At 66.8% G+C, this 21,894-nt stretch carries 17 protein-coding genes; 9 read left to right on the top strand and 8 right to left on the bottom strand.

Annotated elements, in window-relative coordinates; translation table 11 throughout:
- The first annotated feature begins 42 nt into the window (after positions 1-42).
- The 5 genes from LGR44_RS06655 to LGR44_RS06635 all read left to right on the top strand — a co-directional run bounded on the left by LGR44_RS06655 (position 43) and on the right by LGR44_RS06635 (position 10,578).
- Positions 43-954: an MBL fold metallo-hydrolase gene (locus tag LGR44_RS06655; protein WP_226738575.1), complete on the top strand. Its 912-nt coding sequence runs from the start codon at positions 43-45 to the stop codon at positions 952-954.
- 214 nt (positions 955-1,168) lie between these two features.
- Complete coding sequence (locus LGR44_RS06650; protein WP_226738572.1) at positions 1,169-7,378, top strand: hypothetical protein; 6,210 nt, start codon at positions 1,169-1,171, stop codon at positions 7,376-7,378.
- Positions 7,379-7,602: 224 nt separating this feature from the next.
- Positions 7,603-8,610 carry an NAD-dependent epimerase gene (locus LGR44_RS06645; RefSeq protein ID WP_226738571.1) on the top strand — a complete coding sequence of 336 codons (1,008 nt, stop codon included), beginning with the start codon at positions 7,603-7,605 and terminating at the stop codon, positions 8,608-8,610.
- A 1-nt stretch (position 8,611) separates the two neighbouring features.
- The gene (locus LGR44_RS06640; RefSeq protein WP_226738569.1) at positions 8,612-9,640 is read left to right on the top strand and encodes an MraY family glycosyltransferase; all 1,029 of its coding nucleotides are present in this window, start codon (positions 8,612-8,614) and stop codon (positions 9,638-9,640) included.
- Positions 9,637-10,578, top strand: coding sequence for an NAD-dependent epimerase/dehydratase family protein (locus LGR44_RS06635; protein ID WP_226738567.1), 942 nt, complete (start codon positions 9,637-9,639; stop codon positions 10,576-10,578). The genes LGR44_RS06640 and LGR44_RS06635 overlap by 4 nt, the downstream gene beginning before the upstream one ends.
- Here LGR44_RS06635 and LGR44_RS06630 read toward each other — a convergent pair.
- The 3 genes from LGR44_RS06630 to LGR44_RS06620 form a co-directional block, all read right to left on the bottom strand.
- Positions 10,511-12,478 (bottom strand): nucleoside-diphosphate sugar epimerase/dehydratase, encoded by a 1,968-nt coding sequence (locus LGR44_RS06630; protein ID WP_226738564.1) that lies wholly within the window; start codon positions 12,476-12,478, stop codon positions 10,511-10,513. The two genes, LGR44_RS06635 and LGR44_RS06630, sit on opposite strands and share 68 nt — an antisense overlap.
- Positions 12,479-12,566: 88 nt before the next feature.
- Entirely contained in the window at positions 12,567-13,349 is a 783-nt protein-coding gene (locus tag LGR44_RS06625; RefSeq protein ID WP_226738562.1) for an ABC transporter ATP-binding protein, read from the bottom strand.
- A complete protein-coding gene (locus tag LGR44_RS06620; RefSeq protein ID WP_226738560.1) occupies positions 13,346-14,350 on the bottom strand; it encodes a FecCD family ABC transporter permease in 1,005 nt (334 codons plus the stop codon). The genes LGR44_RS06625 and LGR44_RS06620 overlap by 4 nt, the downstream gene beginning before the upstream one ends.
- Positions 14,351-14,662: 312 nt before the next feature.
- Between LGR44_RS06620 and LGR44_RS06615 the strand changes: the two genes are divergently transcribed.
- The 3 genes from LGR44_RS06615 to LGR44_RS06605 all read left to right on the top strand — a co-directional run bounded on the left by LGR44_RS06615 (position 14,663) and on the right by LGR44_RS06605 (position 17,807).
- On the top strand, positions 14,663-15,817 hold the full coding sequence (locus LGR44_RS06615; protein WP_226738558.1) for an aminotransferase: 1,155 nt from the start codon (positions 14,663-14,665) through the stop codon (positions 15,815-15,817).
- A gap of 101 nt (positions 15,818-15,918) precedes the next feature.
- A complete protein-coding gene (locus tag LGR44_RS06610; protein ID WP_226738556.1) occupies positions 15,919-17,007 on the top strand; it encodes a polyamine ABC transporter substrate-binding protein in 1,089 nt (362 codons plus the stop codon).
- Between the two features lie 74 nt (positions 17,008-17,081).
- Entirely contained in the window at positions 17,082-17,807 is a 726-nt protein-coding gene (locus tag LGR44_RS06605; protein ID WP_226738554.1) for an SIMPL domain-containing protein, read from the top strand.
- Positions 17,808-17,814: 7 nt separating this feature from the next.
- Here the strand turns inward: LGR44_RS06605 and LGR44_RS06600 are convergent, their stop codons facing one another.
- The 4 genes from LGR44_RS06600 to LGR44_RS06585 all read right to left on the bottom strand — a co-directional run bounded on the left by LGR44_RS06600 (position 17,815) and on the right by LGR44_RS06585 (position 20,471).
- Positions 17,815-18,627: an anti-sigma factor family protein gene (locus tag LGR44_RS06600; RefSeq protein WP_226738552.1), complete on the bottom strand. Its 813-nt coding sequence runs from the start codon at positions 18,625-18,627 to the stop codon at positions 17,815-17,817.
- Positions 18,624-19,133 carry an RNA polymerase sigma factor gene (locus LGR44_RS06595; RefSeq protein WP_226738550.1) on the bottom strand — a complete coding sequence of 170 codons (510 nt, stop codon included), beginning with the start codon at positions 19,131-19,133 and terminating at the stop codon, positions 18,624-18,626. Before LGR44_RS06595 ends, LGR44_RS06600 begins: the two co-directional genes overlap by 4 nt.
- Positions 19,134-19,235: 102 nt before the next feature.
- Positions 19,236-19,886, bottom strand: a complete 651-nt coding sequence (locus tag LGR44_RS06590; RefSeq protein ID WP_226738548.1) for a GNAT family N-acetyltransferase — start codon at positions 19,884-19,886, stop codon at positions 19,236-19,238.
- A 198-nt stretch (positions 19,887-20,084) separates the two neighbouring features.
- Positions 20,085-20,471, bottom strand: a complete 387-nt coding sequence (locus LGR44_RS06585; protein WP_226738546.1) for a COG4315 family predicted lipoprotein — start codon at positions 20,469-20,471, stop codon at positions 20,085-20,087.
- A 193-nt stretch (positions 20,472-20,664) separates the two neighbouring features.
- On the opposite strand from LGR44_RS06585, the gene LGR44_RS06580 reads away from it, so the two are divergent.
- Positions 20,665-21,408, top strand: a complete 744-nt coding sequence (locus LGR44_RS06580; RefSeq protein ID WP_226738543.1) for a Crp/Fnr family transcriptional regulator — start codon at positions 20,665-20,667, stop codon at positions 21,406-21,408.
- Between the two features lie 8 nt (positions 21,409-21,416).
- Here the strand turns inward: LGR44_RS06580 and ptsN are convergent, their stop codons facing one another.
- On the bottom strand, positions 21,417-21,875 hold the full coding sequence (gene ptsN / locus LGR44_RS06575; protein WP_226738541.1) for a PTS IIA-like nitrogen regulatory protein PtsN: 459 nt from the start codon (positions 21,873-21,875) through the stop codon (positions 21,417-21,419).
- Between the last annotated feature and the right edge of the window lie 19 nt (positions 21,876-21,894).

The following is a 21,894-nucleotide window of genomic DNA, read 5'->3' as shown; positions in this document are numbered from 1 at the left end:
TGCCGCACACGAGGAGACAACCAGATCCGCCATGATGGTACGATGAGTAGTCGAGCTGCACCTTCAGACCTGCTCCAGATCCGTTTCTGGGGGGTTCGCGGTTCGACGTGCGCCTCCGGTCCGCAATTCGTCGAGTTCGGCGGGCATACGCCCTGCGTCGAGATCCGCTGCGGCGAACGGCTCTTCATCGTCGATGCGGGAACCGGCCTGTCGTCCCTGGGCTTCGATCTCGGCACCTCGGCGCCCGCGGAGATCGACATCCTCTTCAGCCACCTGCATCTCGACCATATCGGGGGCCTGCCGTTCTTCAAGCCCGCGCTCCTGGGCAAGGAGCGGGTGATCCGCACCTATTGCGGGCATCTGGAAGGCGACAGCGCCATGGATTCCCTGGAGCGCATCTTCGCCCCGCCGCTCTTCCCCGTGCGCCTCGGCCAGCTCCCCGCCCGGTTCGAGCACCACGGCTTCAGGGCCGGCGAGCCCCTGGTCTTCGACGACGGCGCCCGGGTCGAGACCTTCCTCCTGAACCATCCCGGCGGCGCCACCGGCTACCGCTTCCGCCACGGGAACCGGAGCGTCTGCTACATCAGCGACCTCGAGCACAGCGAGCCCTGGCCCGACCCGGACCTCACCGCCTTCATCCGCGATGCCGACCTCGTCATCTACGACGGCATGTTCTGCGAATCCGAATATTCCAACTGCCGCGGCTGGGGCCATTCCACCTGGCAGAAGGGCGTGGAGCTGGCGAAGGCCGCCGGCGTGAAGGCGCTCGCGATCTTCCATCTCTATCCCGGCCACGACGACGCCTTCCTCAAGGAGGCCGAAGCCGCCATGCAGACCGAAATGCCCACCGCCTTCGTGGCGCGGGAACGGCAGCTGGTGACGCTGGAAGCCGGCGGCGTGGCCGCGAAGGCGCCGGAGGCGAAAGCGGAACAGGCCGAGGATTTCGCCAGCTGAGCGGGTCGGCCGCTCCTTCCTCACGGCCTGTCGAACGGCTGGTTTCCCCGAGAACGTCTGTCGTATGCGTCGCGATCATCATGCCGCAGCGGGAGGCACAGAAGACAATCTTCTGTTGCTGATTTGTTATTTTATATCATAAATAATCGTCCTGAACCCCTGCGGCTGAGCTTCCCGGGGGAAAGGTTGCACCGCACCACCTTGGGGACAGATCATGACCGACCATTCGTCCAATCCCGTCTTTCTCGCTCCTGCGCAGACCGGGCTCGATGTGCAGCCGCTCTCGGAAGCAGCGCCTATCATTGAGAATCTCGACTTTGAGGTAGTCAAAGCAGCGCCGAACGAAACGGTTTTCCTGGACCAGGAAGCGGACGCGACCGTAACCGTTCCAAGCGGGAACTTGGCTTTCCTGTACGTCTCGTTTTGGAACGGCGATGCTTCCGACCAGTTTGGTGTTGCCGAGGGGAACGGCATCACCATCTCCGATCAAGGTGAGATTCTGATCAATCATCCTAGCGACAACAACCCTGCGAACGACATCCTGATCGGAACGCTCACGTCGGTCACAGGCGACAATCCATATCTCCAGATTGAGTTCACCGCAGCAGCAACGCCCGAATTCGTACAGCGGCTCATTCGGGCGCTCACCTACACGAGCACGACCGCCGACGCGGATGCGATCACGAGAAAGTACGCTGCGATCGAGCTCTATACCGATAATGAAGAAGCGACCGCAGCATGGGTCGACGTCGTCGTCGGTCCACCCAATGCTCATGTCCTGACGATGGGAACGGATGACCTCTCCGGCACCAGCGCCAACGATGTTTTCGTGACACGGGGTTTTGACCTTACGGCAGGCGACAAGGTCACCGGCGGAGCAGGCAACGACACCCTGCGCCTCGACGACGGCGGCGTTTCCGACCTGAAGCAAGTCACGTTGAGTGGGATCGAGACGATCATCGGATCCCACTACGTGGACACCATCGCCATCTCCGCGGAGCAGCTGAGCGGTATCGCGGAAATCAATGGGGGGAGCGTTGCCGAGAACGATTACGACAGCCTTGCCATCAGCGGCGCGGCGATCGATCTGACGAACACGACGCTCATCGGCATCGAACATATCGACCTCGAAACCGATGGAGCCGTGATCACGGTCGACAGCAAGGAGCTGGCCAACAAAGTCCACGGCTCCCATGCCCAAGGCGACACATTGATCCTGACCTCCGGCACCCTCACCGAAGAGGAGCGGCTGCTCCTGCACCGGCAGGGGATCGAGACGATCACGGCGGTCACGGACGGGGTAGAGCAGACCACCACCCACACCGCGCCCCAGGTCGGGAACCTCGGCGGCGACAGCGTCGCCAGCAATGGAGACAATCCTGTCTTCCTTGACTCGGGAACCGCTGTCACCCTCACGGACGACGACGGAGCTTTTTCGAAACTGAAGGTCTCTGTCACGACCCGGACCAATACCAACGATGTCATCGCCATCGCCGAGCAGGACGGCATCACCATCGACGAGGCCGGGAACATCCTGATGGGCGGGAACTCGGTTGGGTCGATTTACAATCCCACAGGCCAATCGGGGCTCGAAATCTATATCGACCGCTTCGCCACCGAGTCACAGGTGCAGAAGCTTATCCAGGCTCTGACCTACCGCCACGTGGGCGGGCCGCTCGACCAGGACCTCCAGATCAAGATCGACCTCACCGACATCGGCGGACGCACCTCGTCCTACACGGTCACGGTCGATTCCGCAGAGAGCGCCCCCACGCTCGGCAGTCTCGACGGCGATGTGGTTCTGGCAGCTCCCAACGAGACAATTTTGCTCGATGTCGGACAGAACGCCGTTGTCGTCGATCAAGATGGGGACCTCGCCTCTCTCTACATCTACGCAGGGGATTTGGTCGATATGGACGTTGTGGGCTTCCAGACCACCACGGCCAATGGAATCGCGATCGTGGACCGAGAGATCAGCATCGGCGGCAATCACATCGGAACCATCTCGGAGGAATCGACCGGAACCTCCATCAACATCGATCTCACGAGCGCCGCGACGCCCGAACTGGTCCAGCGACTCATCCGGGCCCTGACATTCACCACATCGAGCATGGATGCGGGGGTCAGGAAACGCATCGAGATTCTGCTCAGCGATCAGAATCCGGATCATGATGCGGCCCATGCCTATGTCGATGTGGTCATCGGCTCACCGAACGTTCGCGTTCTTACGATGGGAGCCGACAGCCTGCCCGGCACCGACGGCGACGACCTCTTCCTGGCGCGCGACATCGATCTTGGGTCCGGCGACGTGATCGCCGGCAGCGGCGGAAGCGACATCCTGCGTCTCGCGTATTTCGACGACAACGTGTTCGATCTGACTCAGATCTCCATGAGCGGCATCGAGACGATCGAGGGCTCCGACTCGCCGGACCGGATCGTCGTTTCGGACACACAACTTACAGACATCGCGCGAATCGACGGCGGCAGCGAGAGCAATCTTCTTGTCCTGAAGGGCACCGACGTCGACCTGACCGGCAAGACGATCGTGAACTTCAGGGAGATTCGCCTCGAGACCGATGGTGCGGTCGTCACGACCGACAGCGAAGATCTCGCCAAGAAGATCTTCGGTCATCCGGGCCGAACCGAGACCCTGATCCTGACCTCCGGGGACCTTGACGCAGCCGAGCGACTTGCCCTGCACCGTCAGGGAATCGAAACCATCACGGCCTATACCGACGGCGTCATCACCACGACAACCTACAGCGCGCCCGTCATTGCCAATCTCGGCGGCGACAGCGTCGTCAGCGCTGGGGACGATCCGGTTTTCCTCGATGCGGGTACGGCGGCGACCGTCTCGGCAGACGATACGCTCACCTCACTCCAAATCTACGTCACCAGTCGTTCCGATGAAAATGACGTTCTCGGCATCGCCGAGGTGAACGGCATCACGGTGTCGGGATCCTCGATCCTTCTCGACGGAGACCCGATCGCGGAGATCCGTCTTCTGTCGACCGGACAGCACCTCAAGATCGACATCACGGCCGGTGACGACACCGCAGGCAATGTGCAAAAGCTCATCCAAGCCCTGACCTACCGCCACGCCTCGGGTGCCCTCGACCAGGACCTGGAGGTGAAGATCGAGCTCACCGACATCGGCGGGCGTAAGGCGGTCCATACGGTCACGGTCGAGGCTACGCCGCCGGTGACCCCTCCGGTCATCGACAATCTGGACGGCGATGTGGTTGTCGCCCGCGCCAGCCAAACGGTTTTCCTCGATCTGGGAGGAGATGCGACGGTCACGGATCTCGATGGCGACCTCGATTTCATCGATTTCACCTTATTGAGCACGGGCCCAGTCGGAACTCTGCAGATTGATCAAAGCGCGGAGAACGGGATCACCGTCACGGCGGAGGGCAGGATCCTGGTGAACGCCCAACAGGATACCGACCCTGCCAACGATATCTGGATCGCCACGCTGCTCGGCACGTCGAATGCTTCCTATCTGGGCATCGACTTCACGAACGATGCAACGCCTGAACTCGTTCAGCGGCTCGTCCGGGCTGTGACGTTCCAAGCGCCGACCACGGTCTCGGATATTACGCGGCATACCATCCAAGTGCATCTGCAGGATTTTTACGGCGGAGCGACAGATGCCTTCGTCGGCGTGGTGGTCGGGCCGAACGGTGTGCATACCCTCACGATGAATGACGACACCCTAACGGGTGCGGACGGCGCCGACACGTTCGTCACCAGATCACAGGATCTCAATGTCGGCGACCAGATCGACGGCGGCTCGGGTGACGACACCCTGCGTCTCGATTCCTCCGGCGACACTACGTTCGACCTGACGCAGATCGCCATGGCCGGCATCGAGACGATCGAGGGGTCCAGCTCTTTGGACACCATTGTCATCTCGGCAGAGCAGCTGACGGACGTCAGAGCCATCGATGGCAGGGGGGGGGACTACAACGACCTGCTCATCGGCGGAACCGCTATCGACCTGACGGCCAAGACGATCACGAACATCACGTCCGTCACGCTGATCTCGGACGGAGCCACAATCAGCGTCGACAGCGAAGATCTCGCCAAGAAGGTCCATGGCTTTACGACGCAAGGGGACACGCTAGTCCTCACCTCCGGGCACCTCGACGAAGCCGAGCGGCTGGCCCTGCACCGGCAAGGAATAGAGACGATCACCGTCGGCGACTGGACGACGACTCACACCGCGCCCGTCATCGGCCATCTCGAAGGTGATGCGGTCGCCAGCGCCGGGTCCGACCCTGTTTTTCTCGACTCGGGCACGAAGGCTACGGTCACGGACGATGACGGCCAGTTCGCAGGGCTCAAAGTCTCCATCGCCACCCGCACCGACGAGCACGACATCCTCGGCATTGCGGAGGTGAATGGCATCGCGATTGGCCCTTCCGGCATCTCTGTGGACGGAGAGGTGATCGGCTACATCGAGAGTTCGTCGGCAGCGCCATGGTTTCTCGAAATCAGCTTCTACAGCAACACCACCGAGGCACAGGTGCAGAAGCTCATCCAGGCCCTGACCTACCGCCACGCGACCGGGCCGCTCGACGAGAACCTGCAGATCAAGGTCGAGCTCACCGATATCGGCGGACGCACGGCCTCGCACACGGTAACGGTCACAGCTTCGGACGACCCCGGCACGCCTTCCAGTACCCCGTTTATCAGCAATCTTCACGGCGACACCGTCATTAGCGACGGAACGAACTGGGTCTATCTGGATGACGGCACGCTGTCCTCCGTATCGGACGACGGCACCCTAAAAGTTCTGGAAGTTCTGGTCGCGAACGATGCCGAAGCCGCGAAGAGCGTCTTCAAGATTGTGGCGTTCGGAGAGGATGTCGACGGCAATGCGATCGAGCTGACGGACGGGATGAATGAAGGCAGCGACGTCTACGTCAAGCTTCCGGGCGACGCCCTCACCGAGATCGGCACGATCACCAGCACGGGCGGCGGAGCCCGGGGCCTTACCGTAGCCCTGAATCCGTTCGCGACACCGGAGCGCGTAAGCCTGCTGCTGCAGTACCTGTCCTACACGCGTACGGACGATCAGGCCCATGCTCCGGTCGACGTCCAGATCAAGCTCACCGACGACGAGAGCCTGACCACGACCGCCACCGTGACGGTGAGGTCGGCGACCGATCCCGGCACGCCGCCCACCGGAACCCCGGTCCTCAGCGGTCTCGACGGCGACGAGATCTTCAGCAACGGAACCGCCTCGGTCCGTCTCGACAATGCCGATGCGCTCGCCACGGTCGTCGACAACGACTTCCTGACCAGGCTCGAGATCCGTCTCAAGAACGGCGCAACCGACCCCAAGAGCATCTTCGGGATCGGCACGTCCGCCGACGTAACCCTCAGGAACGGACTGGAAGTCGGCAGCGTCTTGAGGGTCGACGGCGAGGATATCGGGCATATCGAGAGCACGGGCGAAGGCGTTTCCGGCCTCGTGATCCACCTCAACAGCGTGGCGACGCCTGCGCGAGTCAGCAAGTTGCTGCAGCATCTGACCTACCGGCGCTCCGATAGCGCCACGCACAACCCCCTCGAGGTCGAGGTCAAGGTCACCGACAGGGACAATCTGACTGCGAGCGCCACCGTCACCGTCAAGTCGGCTGCCGATCCCGGCACGCCGAACGGCGCCCCCACGGCTCTGTCCCTCAGCGCGGACAGCGTCATGGAAAATGTCGGGGCGGGCATTGTCGTCGGCACCTTCACGGCCGCCGATCCGAACCAGGGCGACAGCTTCACCTATACGCTTCTCGACGATGCGGGCGGGCGCTTCGCCATCCAGGGCGACAGGCTCGTCGTGAAATATGGCGAGTTGCTCGATTATGAGCAGGCCGCCTTCCACGACATCCGCGTCCGCGTCACGGATTCGGGCAATGCCAGCTTCGACAAGACCTTCCGCATCTCCGTCCGGGACAATCCGGCGGAGACGGCGGGCGGGTCCGAGCGGTCGGACGTGCTCGTCGGCGGCAGCGGCAAGGACCGGCTGACGGGCCAGGACGGCAACGACAAGCTCTATGGCAAGTCCGGCAAGGACGTGCTGACGGGCGGCGCGGGCAAGGACGTGTTCGTGTTCGATACCAAGCCGAGCAAGAAGAACCTCGACAAGATCACCGACTTCTCCGTGGCCGACGACACGATCTGGCTCGACAACAAGGTGTTCAAGAAGCTGGGCAAGAAGGGCTCGGAAGCCAAGCCGGCCAAGCTGAACAAGAAGTTCTTCAGCCTGGAGAAGGCCAAGGGCAAGGACGACTACCTGGTCTACAGCAAGAAGAAGGGCATCCTGTATTACGATGCCGACGGATCGGGTGCCGGCAAGGCGGTCGAGATCGCCAAGATGGCCAAGAAGCTCAAGCTCACCGCAAACGACTTCTTCGTCATCTGAGCGGAAGCCGCACTCGGATCGAGCAAGCCCCGGCGACCCCGCCGGGGCTTTTCGTTTCGTGCCGACACAGGCTCCGGAGCGACCGGCCAAGGCCGGTCCCCCTTTCGGGGTCATTCCGATGCCCGCGCTCCTGGGGGCGATGCGCCTTTCGGTGCGGAAAACCGGGTCCCCTTTTCCGCACGATGCGCTAAGGTGCCGACCCCTCCACCGTCGCGGGCGTTTGCATGTCGTCTCCCATCCTGGTCACCGGAGCCGCCGGCTTCATCGGCTTTCACGTGGCGCAGCGCCTTCTCGACCAGGGCCATCAGGTGGTGGGGGTCGACAATTTCACGCCCTATTACGACGTGGCGCTCAAGGAGGCCCGGTTCGGGCGGCTCGTCCCCCGCAACAGCTTCCAGGGCGAGCGGATCGACCTCGCCGACCCGCAGGCGACCAGGGACCTGTTTCAGCGCCACCGCTTCGAGCGGGTGATCCATCTGGCCGCCCAGCCCGGCGTGCGCTTCGTCGATCCGACGCCCTACGTCACCTCCAACATGGTCGCCTTCACCAACATGCTGGAGGCCTGCCGGCACGGGGGCATCCGGCACCTCGTCTATGCCTCGTCGAGCTCGGTCTACGGCGCCAACCGCAAGCTGCCCTTCTCCGAGCACGATTCCACCGACCACCCGGTCAGCCTCTACGCGGCCACCAAGAAGGCCAACGAGATGATGGCGCATTCCTACGCCCATCTCTTCGGGCTCCCGGCCACGGGGCTGCGCTTCTTCACGGTCTACGGCCCCTGGGGCCGGCCGGACATGGCGGTCTACACCTTCACCCGGGCCATCGCCGAGGGGCGCCCCATCGAGGTCGCCAATGCGGGCAAGGTCTGGCGCGACTTCACCTACGTGGACGACATCGTGGAGGGCATCGTGCGCCTCGTCGAACGCGAACCCGCGCCGGACCCGTCATGGGATGCGACGAACCCGGACCCGGCCACCAGCGCCGCGCCGCACCGGGTCTACAATATCGGCAACGACAACCCGGAAGAGCTCAACCGCCTGATCGCGATCATCGAGGAGGCGGTCGGCCGCAAGGCCGAGCGGATCGAGAAGCCCCTGCCGCCCGGCGACGTGCTGGAGACCCGCGCCGACGTGACGGACCTGCGCCGGGACGTGGGCTTTGCCCCCACCACCTCGCTGGAGGAGGGCGTGCGCCGCTTCGTGGAATGGTATCGCGGGTATCACGGCGCCTGACATGGTCCCCCTCGAGCTTCTCGTCTCCATGGCCGCTTCGGGAATCCTGATCGGAACGGCGGTCCTCTCGGCCGTCCTGATCGTCCTCCTCAAGCCCCTGCTCGTGCGCTACGCGCTGGCGCGCCCGAACGCCCGGTCGAGCCACCGGGTGCCGACGCCGCAGGGGGGCGGGATCGCGGTGGTCGGCGCCTGCCTTCTCGTGGCGGGCGCCTTCATGTGGAACACGGATCTTCCGGCCAACGGATTCCTCGCCGTGGCGGCGGCCTCGGTCATGCTCGCGCTCGTCGGCGCGGTCGACGACATCCGCCCCCTTCCGGCGGTTCCCCGCCTGCTGCTGCAGGTCGCCGCCGTGGCGGCCGTGGTGGTCGCGAGCCGGGTCAGGGTCCTGCCGGACGCGGTTCCCCTTGCCGTCGAGCAGGCGCTCCTCGTGTTCGGCGGCGTCTGGTTCGTGAACCTCGTCAACTTCATGGACGGGCTCGACTGGATCACCGTGGCCGAGATGGTGCCGGTCACGGCCTTCGTCGCCGCCTGCGGCCTCCTGCTGCCCGATCTGCGTCCCGCCGCCCTCGTCGCCGCCACCCTCTGCGGCGCCCTTCTCGGATTCGCGCCGTTCAACAAGCCGGTCGCAAAACTCTTCCTGGGCGATGTGGGCTCGCTGCCCATCGGCCTGCTCGTCGGCTGGATGCTGCTGGAGCTCGCCGGCACCGGCGCGCTGGCGGCGGCGCTGCTCCTGCCGCTCTACCACCTGATGGACGCCACCATCACCCTGCTGAAACGCCTCGCCCGCGGCGAGAAGGTGTGGGAGGCCCATCGCAGCCATTTCTACCAGCAGGCCACCACCAACGGCTTCACGCCGCTCTCCGTCAGCGGCCACGTGTTCGGCCTGAACCTCCTCCTGGCGGCGCTCGCCGCGATCACCCTGATATGGCCGTCCTGGCCGGTTCAGGTCGCCTGCCTCGGCATCGGCGCGGTTCTCGTGGGCCTGCTCCTCTCCCATTTCGCGAAGCCACGCCTAAAATCACCCGCATGACAGCTCCCCTCATTGCGCTCACCGGCGCGACCGGCTTCATCGGCCGCCATCTCCTTAAGGAACTCCCCAAGCGCGGCTACCGCGTCCGCGTGCTCCTGCGCCGGCCCTCCGAGGTGCCCGAAGGCGCGACCAGCGCCGTGATCGGGGACATCGCCCAGCCCTACAACATGGCGGCGGCACTCCGGGACGTGGATGCGGTGATCCATTCGGCGGGCCTGGCGCACGCCATGTCGGGGCGCCCCGAGGACGATTACCGCGCCATCAACACCGAGGCGACGATCAAGCTCGCCCAGGCGGCCGAGCGGGCGGGGGTGAAGCGCTTCGTGTTCCTGTCCTCGATCCGGGCGCAGAGCGGGCCGGTGGCCGAGGGCGTCCTGACCGAGGAGCGGGCGTCGGAACCTACCGACGCCTATGGCCGGTCCAAGCTGGAGGCGGAAGAAGGCCTGGCTCGCCTGGGCCTCGACTGGGCGGCCCTGCGTCCGGTTCTCGTCTATGGGCCGGGCGTGAAGGGCAACATGGCGGCGCTGCTCAAGCTCGCGCAGTCGCCCTGGCCGCTGCCGCTGGGCGGCCTGAGGAGCAAGCGATCGCTCCTCTCCCTCGACAACCTCACGGCGGCCATGGACGCGGTGCTGAAGGCGGAAGGCCCCCTGAGGCGGCCCTTCATCGTGGCCGATCCGGAGCCGGTCACGGTGCCGGAGATCGTCGCCGCCCTGCGGGCCGGCCTCGGGCGCGGCCCGGGGCTGATTCCGGTTCCGGCCTTCGCGCTCAGGGGCGCGGCCATGCTGGCGGGAAGGGCCGAGGCCTACGAGCGCCTGGCGGGCTCCCTCGTGGCCAGCCCCGCGGCCTTGAAGGGCCTGGGCTGGCAGCCGGTCAATTCGACGCGAGACGGATTGGCTGAACTGGCGCGGCAGGCTGGTGCGCCTGCGTCCGGCGCTTGAATTCCGGAATCGCCTCCTCGAACACCCGCTCGGCCGCGTCGCGGTCGCCGCTGGCGACGGCCCGGCGCAGGGCGCTCAGCCACTGATCGACCCGGGCGCGATCGGCGAAGATCGGCTTTGCCGCCATGACGCCGTCGATGCCGATCTCGGCCATGGGCTCGTCGCGGGCGAAGAGGATCTCGTGCAGGCGCTCGCCGGGGCGGGTGCCCATGACGGCGATCTCGACATCCTCGCCCGGCTCGTAGCCGGCCAGGCGGATCATGCGCTCCGCCAGTTCGTAGATGCGCACCGGCTGGCCCATCTTCAGCACGTAGACAGAGGCGCGCTCGTAGGCGTTGGTGCCGTCGAGCGGAACGCGGCGGCCGTCATCCGCATGGGAGGCGGAGGTCAGCACGAGGTCGGCGGCCTCGCGGGTGGTCATGAAGTAGCGCACCATGTCGGGATGGGTGACCGTGACCGGCCCGCCGCGGGCGATCTGCGCCTTGAACTTGGGAACGACGGACCCGACGGAGCCGAGCACGTTGCCGAAGCGCACCGCGATGAGCCGGGCCGGGCCGTTGCGGCCCACGAACTCCGCGTCGAGCGCCTGGGCGTACATTTCGGCCAGCCGCTTGGTGGCGCCCAGCATGGAGACCGGGTCGATGGCCTTGTCGGTGGAGATGATGACGATCTCGCCCACGCCCGCTTCCACCGCGGCATCGGCCACGTTCACGGAGCCGAAGACGTTGGTCTTGATGCCCTCGGCCCAGTTCTTCTCGAGATAGGGAACGTGCTTGAGGGCCGCCGCGTGGAAGACCACGTCCGGCCGGAATTCGTGCATGACCTCGCGGATGCGCTCCCGGTCGCGCACATCGGCGATGACCCCGTCGACCCTGGTGTCGCTCGACAGCAGCGTCGGGTTTTCCAGGATGTGGTAGAGGGAGGGCTCCGAACTCTCCAGGATCATCAGGTCGCTCGCCCCGAAGGCCACGACGCGGGTGCAGATCTCGGAACCGATGGATCCGCCGCCGCCCGTGACGAGCACGCGCTTGCCGCGGATGAAGGCCTCCAGCCGCTGCCGGTCGATCTGGACCGTGGGGCGCAGCAGCAGGTCCTCGATCTCCAGCGGCGCGAGCTCGGCGTCGCGCATGCCCTCGCCGAGGCTCGTGACCCGCACGAGCGGCAGGCCCAGGCGGCGGGCGCGGGCGATCAGCATGTCCGGATGCGCCTCCGGCACCAGGGCGCTCGGGGTCGCCACGAGGCGGCGGATCGGCGTGCCCCGCTCCTGGAAGTCCTGAACCACCTGATCGAGATCGGCGAAGGTGCCGAGCACCGGCACGCCGCGGATCGACTGGCCGAGATCGTCGGTGCGGTAGGACAGGACGCCCATGGGCTTGAGCTTCTTGACCGTGCCCGATTCGATGGCCCGCAGGACCACCTCCACGTCGCTGCTGCGGCCGAGGAGAAGGGCCGGCGTGTTGGCGTCGCGCTCCAGGGTGTGGCGCGAGCGGGCGTATTTCATATAGCGGAACGCCAGGCGCGGGCCGCCCAGCAGGAACATCTGGATCAGCCAGTAGAGCGCGATGGTGATCTTGCCGAAGAAATAGAAGCCGAAGAGCTGCGGCGAGAACAGGATGTAGTCGATGACGAGCAGCGTCAGGGCGAGAACGCTGCTCGCGCGGAAGATGTTGAACAGGTCCGGCAGGGAGGCGAAGCGCCATTTCGACCGGTAGAGCTGGAAGAACCAGTAGACCAGACCGGCGAAGGCGACGAAGGGCGGCAGGAACAGGGGCAGGTGCTGCAGGCGCTCGTCGAGAAGGTAACCCTCGAAGCGCACGAAGAACGTCGCCACGATGGCGACGGCCGTCGCCACGAGGTCGTGAAGGACGATGAGCGTCTTCTTGAAGTCCTGCCGTTTCATAGATCCCGCCACATTATGACGGGCGGTATCCGCCGACCTCCGCCCTTTGTCAATGTGACGCCGGGCGGCGTGGGGCGGGTCCGGCGCCTCACCCTTGCGGCAGCGGGCTTTCGGCCACCACCACGAGGCCGCCCTCCTCCCGGGAGACATGGGCGCTGATGCCGAAGCTCGCGGCGAGGCGCGCCTCCGTCAGCACCTCTTCGGGCGGGGCATGGGCCTCGAGGCGGCCCCGGTCGAGGAGAACGATCTCGTCCGCGAACCGCGCCGCCAGGGTGAGGTTGTGCATGATCGCGACCACCATCGCCCCGGCCCGGGCCTGGGCGCGCAGGACCTCCAGCACGACGAGCTCGTGGCGCGGGTCGAGCGCCGCGACCGGCTCGTCAGCGAGGAGAACGGGCGCTTTGGTCGCAAGGGCGCGGGCGAGAAGCACCCGGGCGCGCTCGCCCCCGGAGAGCTCCGTGGCCGGCCGGTCCTCGAATCCCGCGAGATCGGCCGCCGCCATGGCCTGCGCCACCGCCTCGCGCCCCGCGGCGGGGAGCGCATCCGGCTCTTCGCCGTGCGGGAGACGGCCGAGGGCCACCACCGCCCTGACCGGCAGGGGCCAGGCCACGGTGCCGCTCTGGGGCAGGTAGGCGATGGCCCGCGCCCGGTCGGCGGCGCGCAGGCGCGCGACCGGCGCCCCGTCGAGGGTCACCGTGCCCTCGGCCGGCGCGAGAAGCCCGGCCAGGGACCGCAGCAGGGTGGTCTTGCCGGCGCCGTTCGGCCCCACGATCACGGTGAAGCGGCCGGATTCGAGGGTGAGGTCGATGGCCGAGAGGGCCCTGCGGCGTCCGAGATCCACCGAGAGGGAGCGGGCTTGAAGCCGGGTCATGCCGGGGTCTCCGCCAACTCGGCCTTTCGCCGGGCGATGACCCAGAGGAAGAACGGCACGCCCAGGATGGCGGTCAGCACGCCGATCTTGATCTCGGCGCTCGACGGGATCAGGCGCACGGCGCAATCGGCGGCGAGCAGGAGCGCGGCGCCCGCGAGCCCCGCGGGAACGAGGGTCCGGGCCGGATCGTAGCCCACGAAGGGGCGCACCAGATGGGGGGCGACGAGCCCGACGAAGCCGATGGAGCCCGCCACCGCCACCGAGGCGCCCGTGCCGATGGCCGCCCCCGCCACGATGAGGACCCGCAGCCGGCGCACGTCGACCCCGAGGCTGCGCGCCGTCTCCTCCCCCAGGGCCAGGGCCCGCAGGCCCGGCGCGGCGGCGAGGACGAGGACCGACGCAATCAGGATGAAGGGAGCGGCCATCAGCACGTGGACGCTGGAGCGGTCCTCGAAGGAGCCCAGGAGCCAGAACACGATCTCGGTGACCGCGAATGGGTTGGGCGACAGGCTGATGGCGAGGGAGGTCCCGGCCCCCGCGAGGCTGCCGACCGCGAGCCCCGCCAGGACGAGCACCACCACCGTGGCGTTGCGGCCCGCCACCGCGACCACGAGGGCGATGGAGACGAGGGCGCCCGCGATGGCCGCGACGGGCAGGGCCCAGGACAGGGCGCCGACCAACCCGAAATAGAGCACCAGCACGGCCCCCAGGGCCGCCGCCTGCGGCGCGCCGAACACCGCCGTGTCGGCCAGGGGGTTGCGCAGGAGCCCCTGCAGGGCCGCGCCCGTGATCCCGAAGATCCAGCCGACGAGCAGGCTGAGCAAGGTGCGCGGCAGCCGGATCTCCCGCACCACGATGCCCGCGGCGCCCTGGTCGGAGACGAGCGCCTTCGCGGCCGTGACGGCCGGGATCGGCGCCGGCCCGACGGCGAGCGAGGCGAGGCTCAGGACCGCGAGGAGCAGCGCGAGGCCTGCGATGAGGGAGGGCCGGGAGGGAAGCATGGATGGCGGTTTTCGTTGTCCCATCCGCGATAGCAACAGGGCCTCCCGCTGTCATCCCCGCCACTCTCTTCCCTCCCCTTGAGGAAGGTTAGGAGGCGCAAAGCCGGAGCGCTGTACGTGCAAGCGGAGGCGCGAGCGAGGGTGAGGGAGAAAGCGTTTCCGATTTCGCACCGGTTGCGCCACCCGACTCTCCTCCCCCTTGTGGGGAGGGAAAAGCAGCTGACGGAGCAAGCGACAAACCGGGTTCGATCCGGCGGCGGACCGTGCTACGAAGCTGGCAAAGCCCTTCAGAACAACGATTCAGAGCCCGGCATGAACCCGCTTTTCGCCAACCTGCCCACCACCGTCTTCGAAGTGATGTCGAGCCTCGCGCGCGAGACCGGCGCGATCAATCTCGGCCAAGGCTTCCCGGACGATCCCGGCCCCGAGGACGTGCGGCGCATGGCGGCGGACGCGGTGCTCAACGGCTACAACCAATATCCGTCGATGATGGGCATTCCGGAGCTGCGCAGCGCCATCGCGGCCCATTACAGGCACTGGCAGGGCATCGACCTCGACGCGGGCACGGAGGTCATGGTCACGTCCGGCGCCACGGAGGCCCTGGCGGGGGCGATCCTCGGCATCGTCGAGCCCGGCGACGAGGTGGTGCTGTTCGAGCCCATGTACGACGCCTACCTGCCCCTGGTGCGGCTCGCGGGCGGCGTGCCGAAATTCGTGACGCTCCAGCCGCCCCATTTCCGGCTGACCGAGGAGGCGCTGGCGAAGGCCTTCTCGCCCAAGACCAAGGCCGTGGTGCTCAACAACCCGCTCAACCCCACCGCCACCGTGTTCTCCCCGGAGGATCTGGCGCTTCTGGCCGATTTCTGCCGCCGCTTCGACGCCATCTGCATCAGCGACGAGGTCTGGGAGCACGTGGTCTTCGACGGCCGCCGCCACCAGCCGGTTCTGGCGCTCGAAGGCATGCGCGAGCGCTCGGTGAAGATCGGCTCGGCGGGCAAGATCTTCAGCCTCACCGGCTGGAAGGTCGGCTTCGTCTGCGCCGCCCCGCACATCATGAAGGTGCTGGCGAAGTCCCACCAGTTCCTGACCTTCACCACGCCGCCCAACCTGCAGGTGGCCGTGGCCTACGGGCTGGCGAAGGAGGACGCCTATTTCGAGACCATGCGCAGCACCTTCGCTCGCAGCCGCGACCGGTTCTCGGCCGGGCTCGAGACCCTGGGCTTCCAGGTCATTCCGAGCCAGGGCACCTATTTCCTCAACATCGACATCGCGCCCTTGGGCGAAACCGACGACGTGGCCTTCTGCCGCCGCCTGGTCATGAACCACGGGGTCGCGGCGATCCCGGTCTCGGCCTTCTATGCCCAAGGGGCGGTGAAGAACGTGGTGCGCTTCTGCTTCGCCAAGAAGGACGAGACCCTGGATGCCGGCCTGGAGCGACTGGCGGGCGTGGCCCGGAAGGCGGCGTGACCGCCGCGCGGCAACCCCCTGAATTCAGGATTGTTTCTTTCGGCATAAGCCCTTAGCCTCACTGTGTCATCGTTCCGAAACCAGAGGAGTTCCCACCCCTGATGATCCGTACTTTCGCCTCGCTTGCCCTGGCCCTTGGCCTTGTCACGGGCGCCGCCGCTCAGGAGCGCGTCGTCAATGTCTACAACTGGTCGGACTATGTGGACCCGAAGGCGCTGGACGAGTTCACGAAGGAGACCGGGATCAAGGTCGTCTACGACACCTACGACAACAACGAGATCGTGGAGACCAAGCTGCTGGCCGGCCAGTCCGGCTACGACATCGTGGTGCCCTCCGGGCCGTTCGTGCAGCGCCTCATCGGCGCCAAGGTGTTCCAGAAGCTCGACAAGTCGAAGCTGCCGAACCTGTCGAACCAATGGCCCGAGGTGACGGAGCGCCTGGCCGTGTTCGACCCGGGCAACCAATATGCCGTCAACTACATGTGGGGCACCACCGGCATCGGCATCAACACCAAGAAGGTGAAGGAGATCCTGGGCGACAACGTGCCCCTCAACACCTGGGACCTGGTGCTCAAGCCCGAAATCTCCTCCAAGCTCAAGAGCTGCGGCATCTACATGCTCGACAGCCCCGAGGACCTCTTCCCCGGCGTTCTGGCCTATCTCGGCCTCAACCCGGATTCCAAGCGCACCGAGGATCTGAACAAGGCGGGCGACGCCCTGTTCCGCATCCGCGGCAACATCCAGAAGTTCCACTCCTCCGAATACATCAACGCGCTGGCCAACGGCGACATCTGCGTGGCGGTGGGCTATTCGGGCGACATGATCCAGGCCAAGAGCCGCGCCGAGGAAGCCAAGAACGGCGTCGAGATCTCCTACGTGATCCCGCGCGAGGGCGCGCTGATGTGGTTCGACAGCTTCGCGATCCCGGCGGACGCGAAGAACGTGGACGAGGCGCACGAATTCATCAACTTCATGCTGCGCCCCGAAATCGCCGCCATGAACACGAACTTCGTGTCCTATGCGTCGGGCAACCTGGCCGCCAAGAAGCACATCGAGCCGGAGATCCTGAACAATCCGGGCATCTACCCGGACGACGCGACCATGAAGCGCCTGTTCACCAACACGGCCTATGACGAGCGGGCGCAGCGCACCGTGACCCGGCTCTGGACCCGGGTGAAGACCGGCCGTTAATCCGCCGCTCAGGATCGGTTTGGAATCGTCTGCTCCGCCATTTCGGCGGAGCAGTCATTTCGGGAGACCCTCACATGCGCCTCGTCACCCTCGCGGCCCTTGCCGCGCTTGCCCTCGCGTCCCCGGCGCTCGCCCAGACCGACGCGGCGCCGCGCCAGCCCACGATCAGCGTCGTCGGCACCGGCGAGGTGGAGCTCAAGCCGAACTTCGCCCGGGTCTTCGTGACCGTGGCCACCCAGGCCGACACGGTGGCGCAGGCGGCGAGCCAGAATCGGGCCGCCACCGAGCGGGTGCTCGCCCGCATCGAAGGCCTCGGCATCAAGCGTGAGGACATCCAGACCTCCAACTTCCAGGTCTTCCAGACCCCGCAGCAATACACGCCCGACGGAAAAGAGGTGAAGGCGCCGAAATTCTCGGCCAACCACCAGCTGCGAATCACCACCCGCGACCTCGACGGGGTCGGGCGCCTGGCCGGCGAGATCCTGGCCAGCGGCGACATGACCTTCCAGTCCGTCACCTGGGGCCTCGACCGTCAGGAAGAGGGCGCCGACAAGGCCCGCGAGGCCGCCGTGCGGGACGCCCGCCGCCAGGCCGAGGTCTATGCCTCCGCCGCCGGGGTCTCCCTCGGCCGCCTGATCGAGATCCGCGACGGCTCGGCCCAGCCCTTCGAGCCCCAGCCCGAGATGCGCATGCAGATGGCGATGTCGAAGGGCGCCGAGGCGGTTCCGATCGTGCCCCCGGCCTCGATCCGCTACACGGCGAGCGTCCAGCTCGTCTGGGAGATGGCGCAGCGGCCGTGACGACGCCTCAGAGGCGGTTCCCGGCCGGCGCGGACCGGTTCTCCAACTGGCGGTAGACGCTCTGCGCGACCGCCAGGAGCTCGTCCCGGCCGATGCTGCCGGTCACTACGTAGGACAGGCCCCTGTCGATCCAGGAAAAGGCCGAGACGCCATTCTGCGCCTCGTAGCGGAAGGAGGTCTCCTCCTCCGCGTGGCTGGACCGGGCATAGAGCGTCAGGCGCCGGCCGCGCCCGTCGTCGTACATGAACAGGGCGGCGGGCTCCGCGCCCGCGGGCAGGAGACGCCCGCCCATCAGGCGGTAGCCCTGGCCGGCGAGGTCCGGCGCCACCAGGGTCTTGCCGACCCGGCGCGACAGCCATTGCACCAGATGGGCCTCCTGATCGGCCCCGACCTCCACTGGGTGGAGCCGCTCGCCCACATAGGTCCTGTAGGCCGTGATGGCGTCGTCGGCGGCCGTGCCCGCCGCCGCCTGCCGCATCGGAAGGCCGCCGGCGAGCCACAGGCCGCCCAAGGTTCCGGCGGCGAGGCCGAGGGCGAGCCAGGCCAGGGCCGCCGCCACGGCGCCCCAGCGGAAGCGCGAGGGCCGGTTGCCCTGGGCCATGATGTTCGCGACGCGCAGCCGTGCCGGGATCGGCTCGTTCGCCTTGAAGGCGAGCCGCTCCCGCAGGTCCCGGCGCTGCTCGGCCTCGACCGCGACCTGCGCCGCGGCGGCCGGGTTGTCCGCCAGGTAAGCCTCCACGGCCCTCAGACGGCCGGGGGCGAGGCGGCCGTCCACATAGGCCTGCAGGTCGTCCTCGCCGATGGGGCGCTCGTCCGTCACTTGACCCTCCTGAGAACGGCGTTGCGCCCGGTCTCCATGAACCGCCTCATCTTGTCCCGCGCCCGGCTGAGGCGCGACATCACGGTGCCGATGGGCACGTCGAGCACCTGGGCCACCTGCTCATAGGAGAGATCCTCGACGCCGACCAGCAGCAGCACGGAACGCTGCTCCTCGGGCAGGGCGTCGAGACCCGACAGGATATCCCGCAGGCCCGCCGTTCCGTCGGTCGCGCCGTCGGGGGCGGGAAGGTCGTCCAGGATCTCCATGCCCACATGCGGGCCGCGCCGCCGGCGCTGCCGCACGCCGTTGAGAAAGAGATTGCGCTGGATGGCGAAGAGCCAGGCCCTCAGGTCCCCGTCCCGCCGCCGCAGGTTCCAGCGGCTGATGGCGCGCTCCAGCGTGTCCTGCACCAGATCGTCCGCCGCCTCGTCGTCGCGCAGGAGCGCCCAGGCATAGCGCCTCAGGCTCGGGATCTGCGGTTCGAGAAGAGACGCGATCTCATTCACGGTCGTGCATCTTTCATGCCCGGGCCGGGCGGCCGACGCCCGGCGGATCGGCGGGAGCACCGTTGCGGGCGGACGTCCCGATCCGCCCTCGCGCACGATGCGCTAGGATATCCTGGCACAGAACAGCGACCTGCAGCCAGGGCTGCAAAGGGCGAGGCAGGGGCGCCTGCCGCCCAGCACGAGGATGCGTCCGACCGTCCTGAAGCCGATGCGCCTCAGCCCCTTCTGCGACGGGCGATTGTGCGACTGGACGCAGCTGACCAGTCCCTTGAAGCCCTGCTGTTCGAGCAGCGCCTGCATGGCCCTTGCGATGCCCATGCCGTAGAGGCGCCGGCCCCGGAAGGCCGGCGCGGTGAAGGCCTTGTACATATAGACGTAGCCCGGGCCGAAGACGGCCGTCAGCGAATCCTGGATCGGCGTCGGGCCGACCGCATACCAGGCATAGGCGCCCAGGATCCCGTCCTGGATGAACGCGAAGCAGCGGTCGCCGCGCGCGAAGGCGCCGGACAGGAACTCCTCGTCGAGTTCCAGGGAGGGATCGGCTCTCGACAGGCGCTTGAGTTCGTCCTGGCCGAGGAACCCCCATTGCCCGCCATGGCCGGCGGCCAGCTCCCAATCCACCTCGCCCCGCGCCAGGACGACCACCTGAAACACCATCAACATGACGGCGCTGTTGGCCAGCCGGTAGACGACGTGAAACAGGGTGCTGGCAAGGCCGTGCCGTGCCACGTAATTGCGAAGACGTGCGCTCACCATCGCTCTCTGCACGCCGGTTATGCCCCTTTATCGCCCTTGGATCGTCTCCGGCGATGATAGGAGCGCCGGGCGCAGGCGCGCATAGCCACGCGGTGGTACCGGGCTCAGTCATTTGGGGTAACGACGAATCGGGAGGCGCGTCGGACCGGCCGTCGTTCCAGCCCCGCCGACACGCCTTCCGGCGCCGGGGCGGCCTTACGGCGCCGCCACGTGCCACACCTGGTTGACGCCGTCGCCGGTCGCGTCGCCGGCCTTGGTGTCCTTGATCCAGGTGTAGAGCGGCTTGCCCTTGTAGGCCCATTGCATGGAGCCGTCGTCCCGCTTCACCAGGCTCCATTCACCGGAAGCCTTGGCGTCGGCGGAGGCCATCAGGGGCGGCCAGTTCTGGGCGCAGGTGCCGTTGCAGTTGGATTTCCCGGCCGCATCGCGGTCGAAGGTGTAGAGGGTCATGCCCTTCGCATCTACGAGGGCCCTGCCCTTGCTCGTCTCCGCGACCTTGGCGGGGGCGGCGGTCTGCGCCGTCGCGCAGGTTGCGGCCAGCAGGGCGCCGGCCAGGATCGTCGAGCGTGCCAGAAACGTCATGTGAATTCTCCCCGGGTCATGTGGCGACCACGACCTTTAGGACACGCCCTGTGCCGCATTTATTCCGCCCCGCCGGGGGATTTTTGCGAGAGGCGGAGAGGCCGACCGACCGCGCCTCGCCTTCGCCGGCCGCTCCGGTTAAGCTCGGTGCCCAAGCCGGAGACATCCACCGGGCCGGCTGCCGGAAGACACGATGCAGACAAGGGACGAATATCCCCTCAGCCACACCCTGATCCTCAAGCTCGAGCGGCGCGACCGGCTCTCTCCGGAGGAGAAGCAGGTTCTGGAAAGTGCGATCTCCCGGGTTTCGGACATCGAGGTGGACGAGGAGTTCATCCGCGAGGGGGATCGCCCGACCGACAGCAAGCTTCTGCTCGAAGGCTTCGCCGCCCGCTACAAGGACCTTGCCAACGGAAAGCGGCAGATCACGGCCCTTCACGTGCCCGGCGACTTCGTCGACCTGCACAGCTTCCTCCTGAAGACGATGGATCACGGGATCGTGGCCCTCACCCCGTGCCGGATCGCCTCCGTCCCGCACACGGCATTGCGCACGATCACCGAACGCCATCCCCATCTCACCCGTCTGCTCTGGCTCAATACGCTGCTGGACGGCGCCATCCACCGCGAATGGCTCGTGGCCATGGGACGCCGCACGGCGCTCGGCCGGATGACTCATCTGTTCTGCGAGCTTTTCCTGCGCCTTCAGATCGTGGGACAGACCGAGGGCAGAAGCTTCAAGCTGCCGCTGACGCAGGCCGAACTGGGCGATACCCTCGGCCTCTCGACCGTTCACATCAACCGGATCCTGCAGGAATTGCGGGCGAACGGGCTGGTCGCCTGGCGCGGCCCGACCCTGACGATCCTGGACTGGGATCGCCTGATGGAGGCTGCGGAGTTCGACCCCGCCTTCCTGAACCTGGACCTGGAACCGCGCTGAGAACGGCCTCAGGCCGCCTTCGGGAACTCGGTCATGATGGCATAAAGGGCCGCGGCGTCGCGGGTCATGCGGACCCGCTCGATCAGGCCGGGCTCGCGCAGCACCCGGGCGACCCGGGACAGGGCCTTCAGGTGGTCCGCGCCCGCGCCCTCGGGGGCGAGAAGCAGGAAGAGCACGTCCACGTGCTGGCCGTCCAGGGCTTCGAATTCGATGGGCTTCTCCAGCCGCGCCATCAGGCCGAAGATTCGGGTGAGGCCCGCCAGCTTCCCGTGGGGAATGGCGATGCCCTCGCCGATCCCCGTGGAGCCGAGCCGCTCACGCTGCAGAAGAGCCTCGAAGATGTCGGCCGCTTCAAGGCCCGTGAGCTTGGCCGCGTGGGAGGCCAGTTCCTGCAAGGCCTGTTTCTTGCCGTTGACCCGCATGGCGGGCAGGACGGCGCGGGGGTCTAGGAAATCCAGCAAAGGCATCGATCAAGCTGCATATGTT

This window comes from Microvirga lenta (assembly GCF_020532555.1).
GTDB classification, from domain to species: domain Bacteria; phylum Pseudomonadota; class Alphaproteobacteria; order Rhizobiales; family Beijerinckiaceae; genus Microvirga; species Microvirga lenta.
This window is presented reverse-complemented; position numbering and strand designations above follow the sequence as displayed.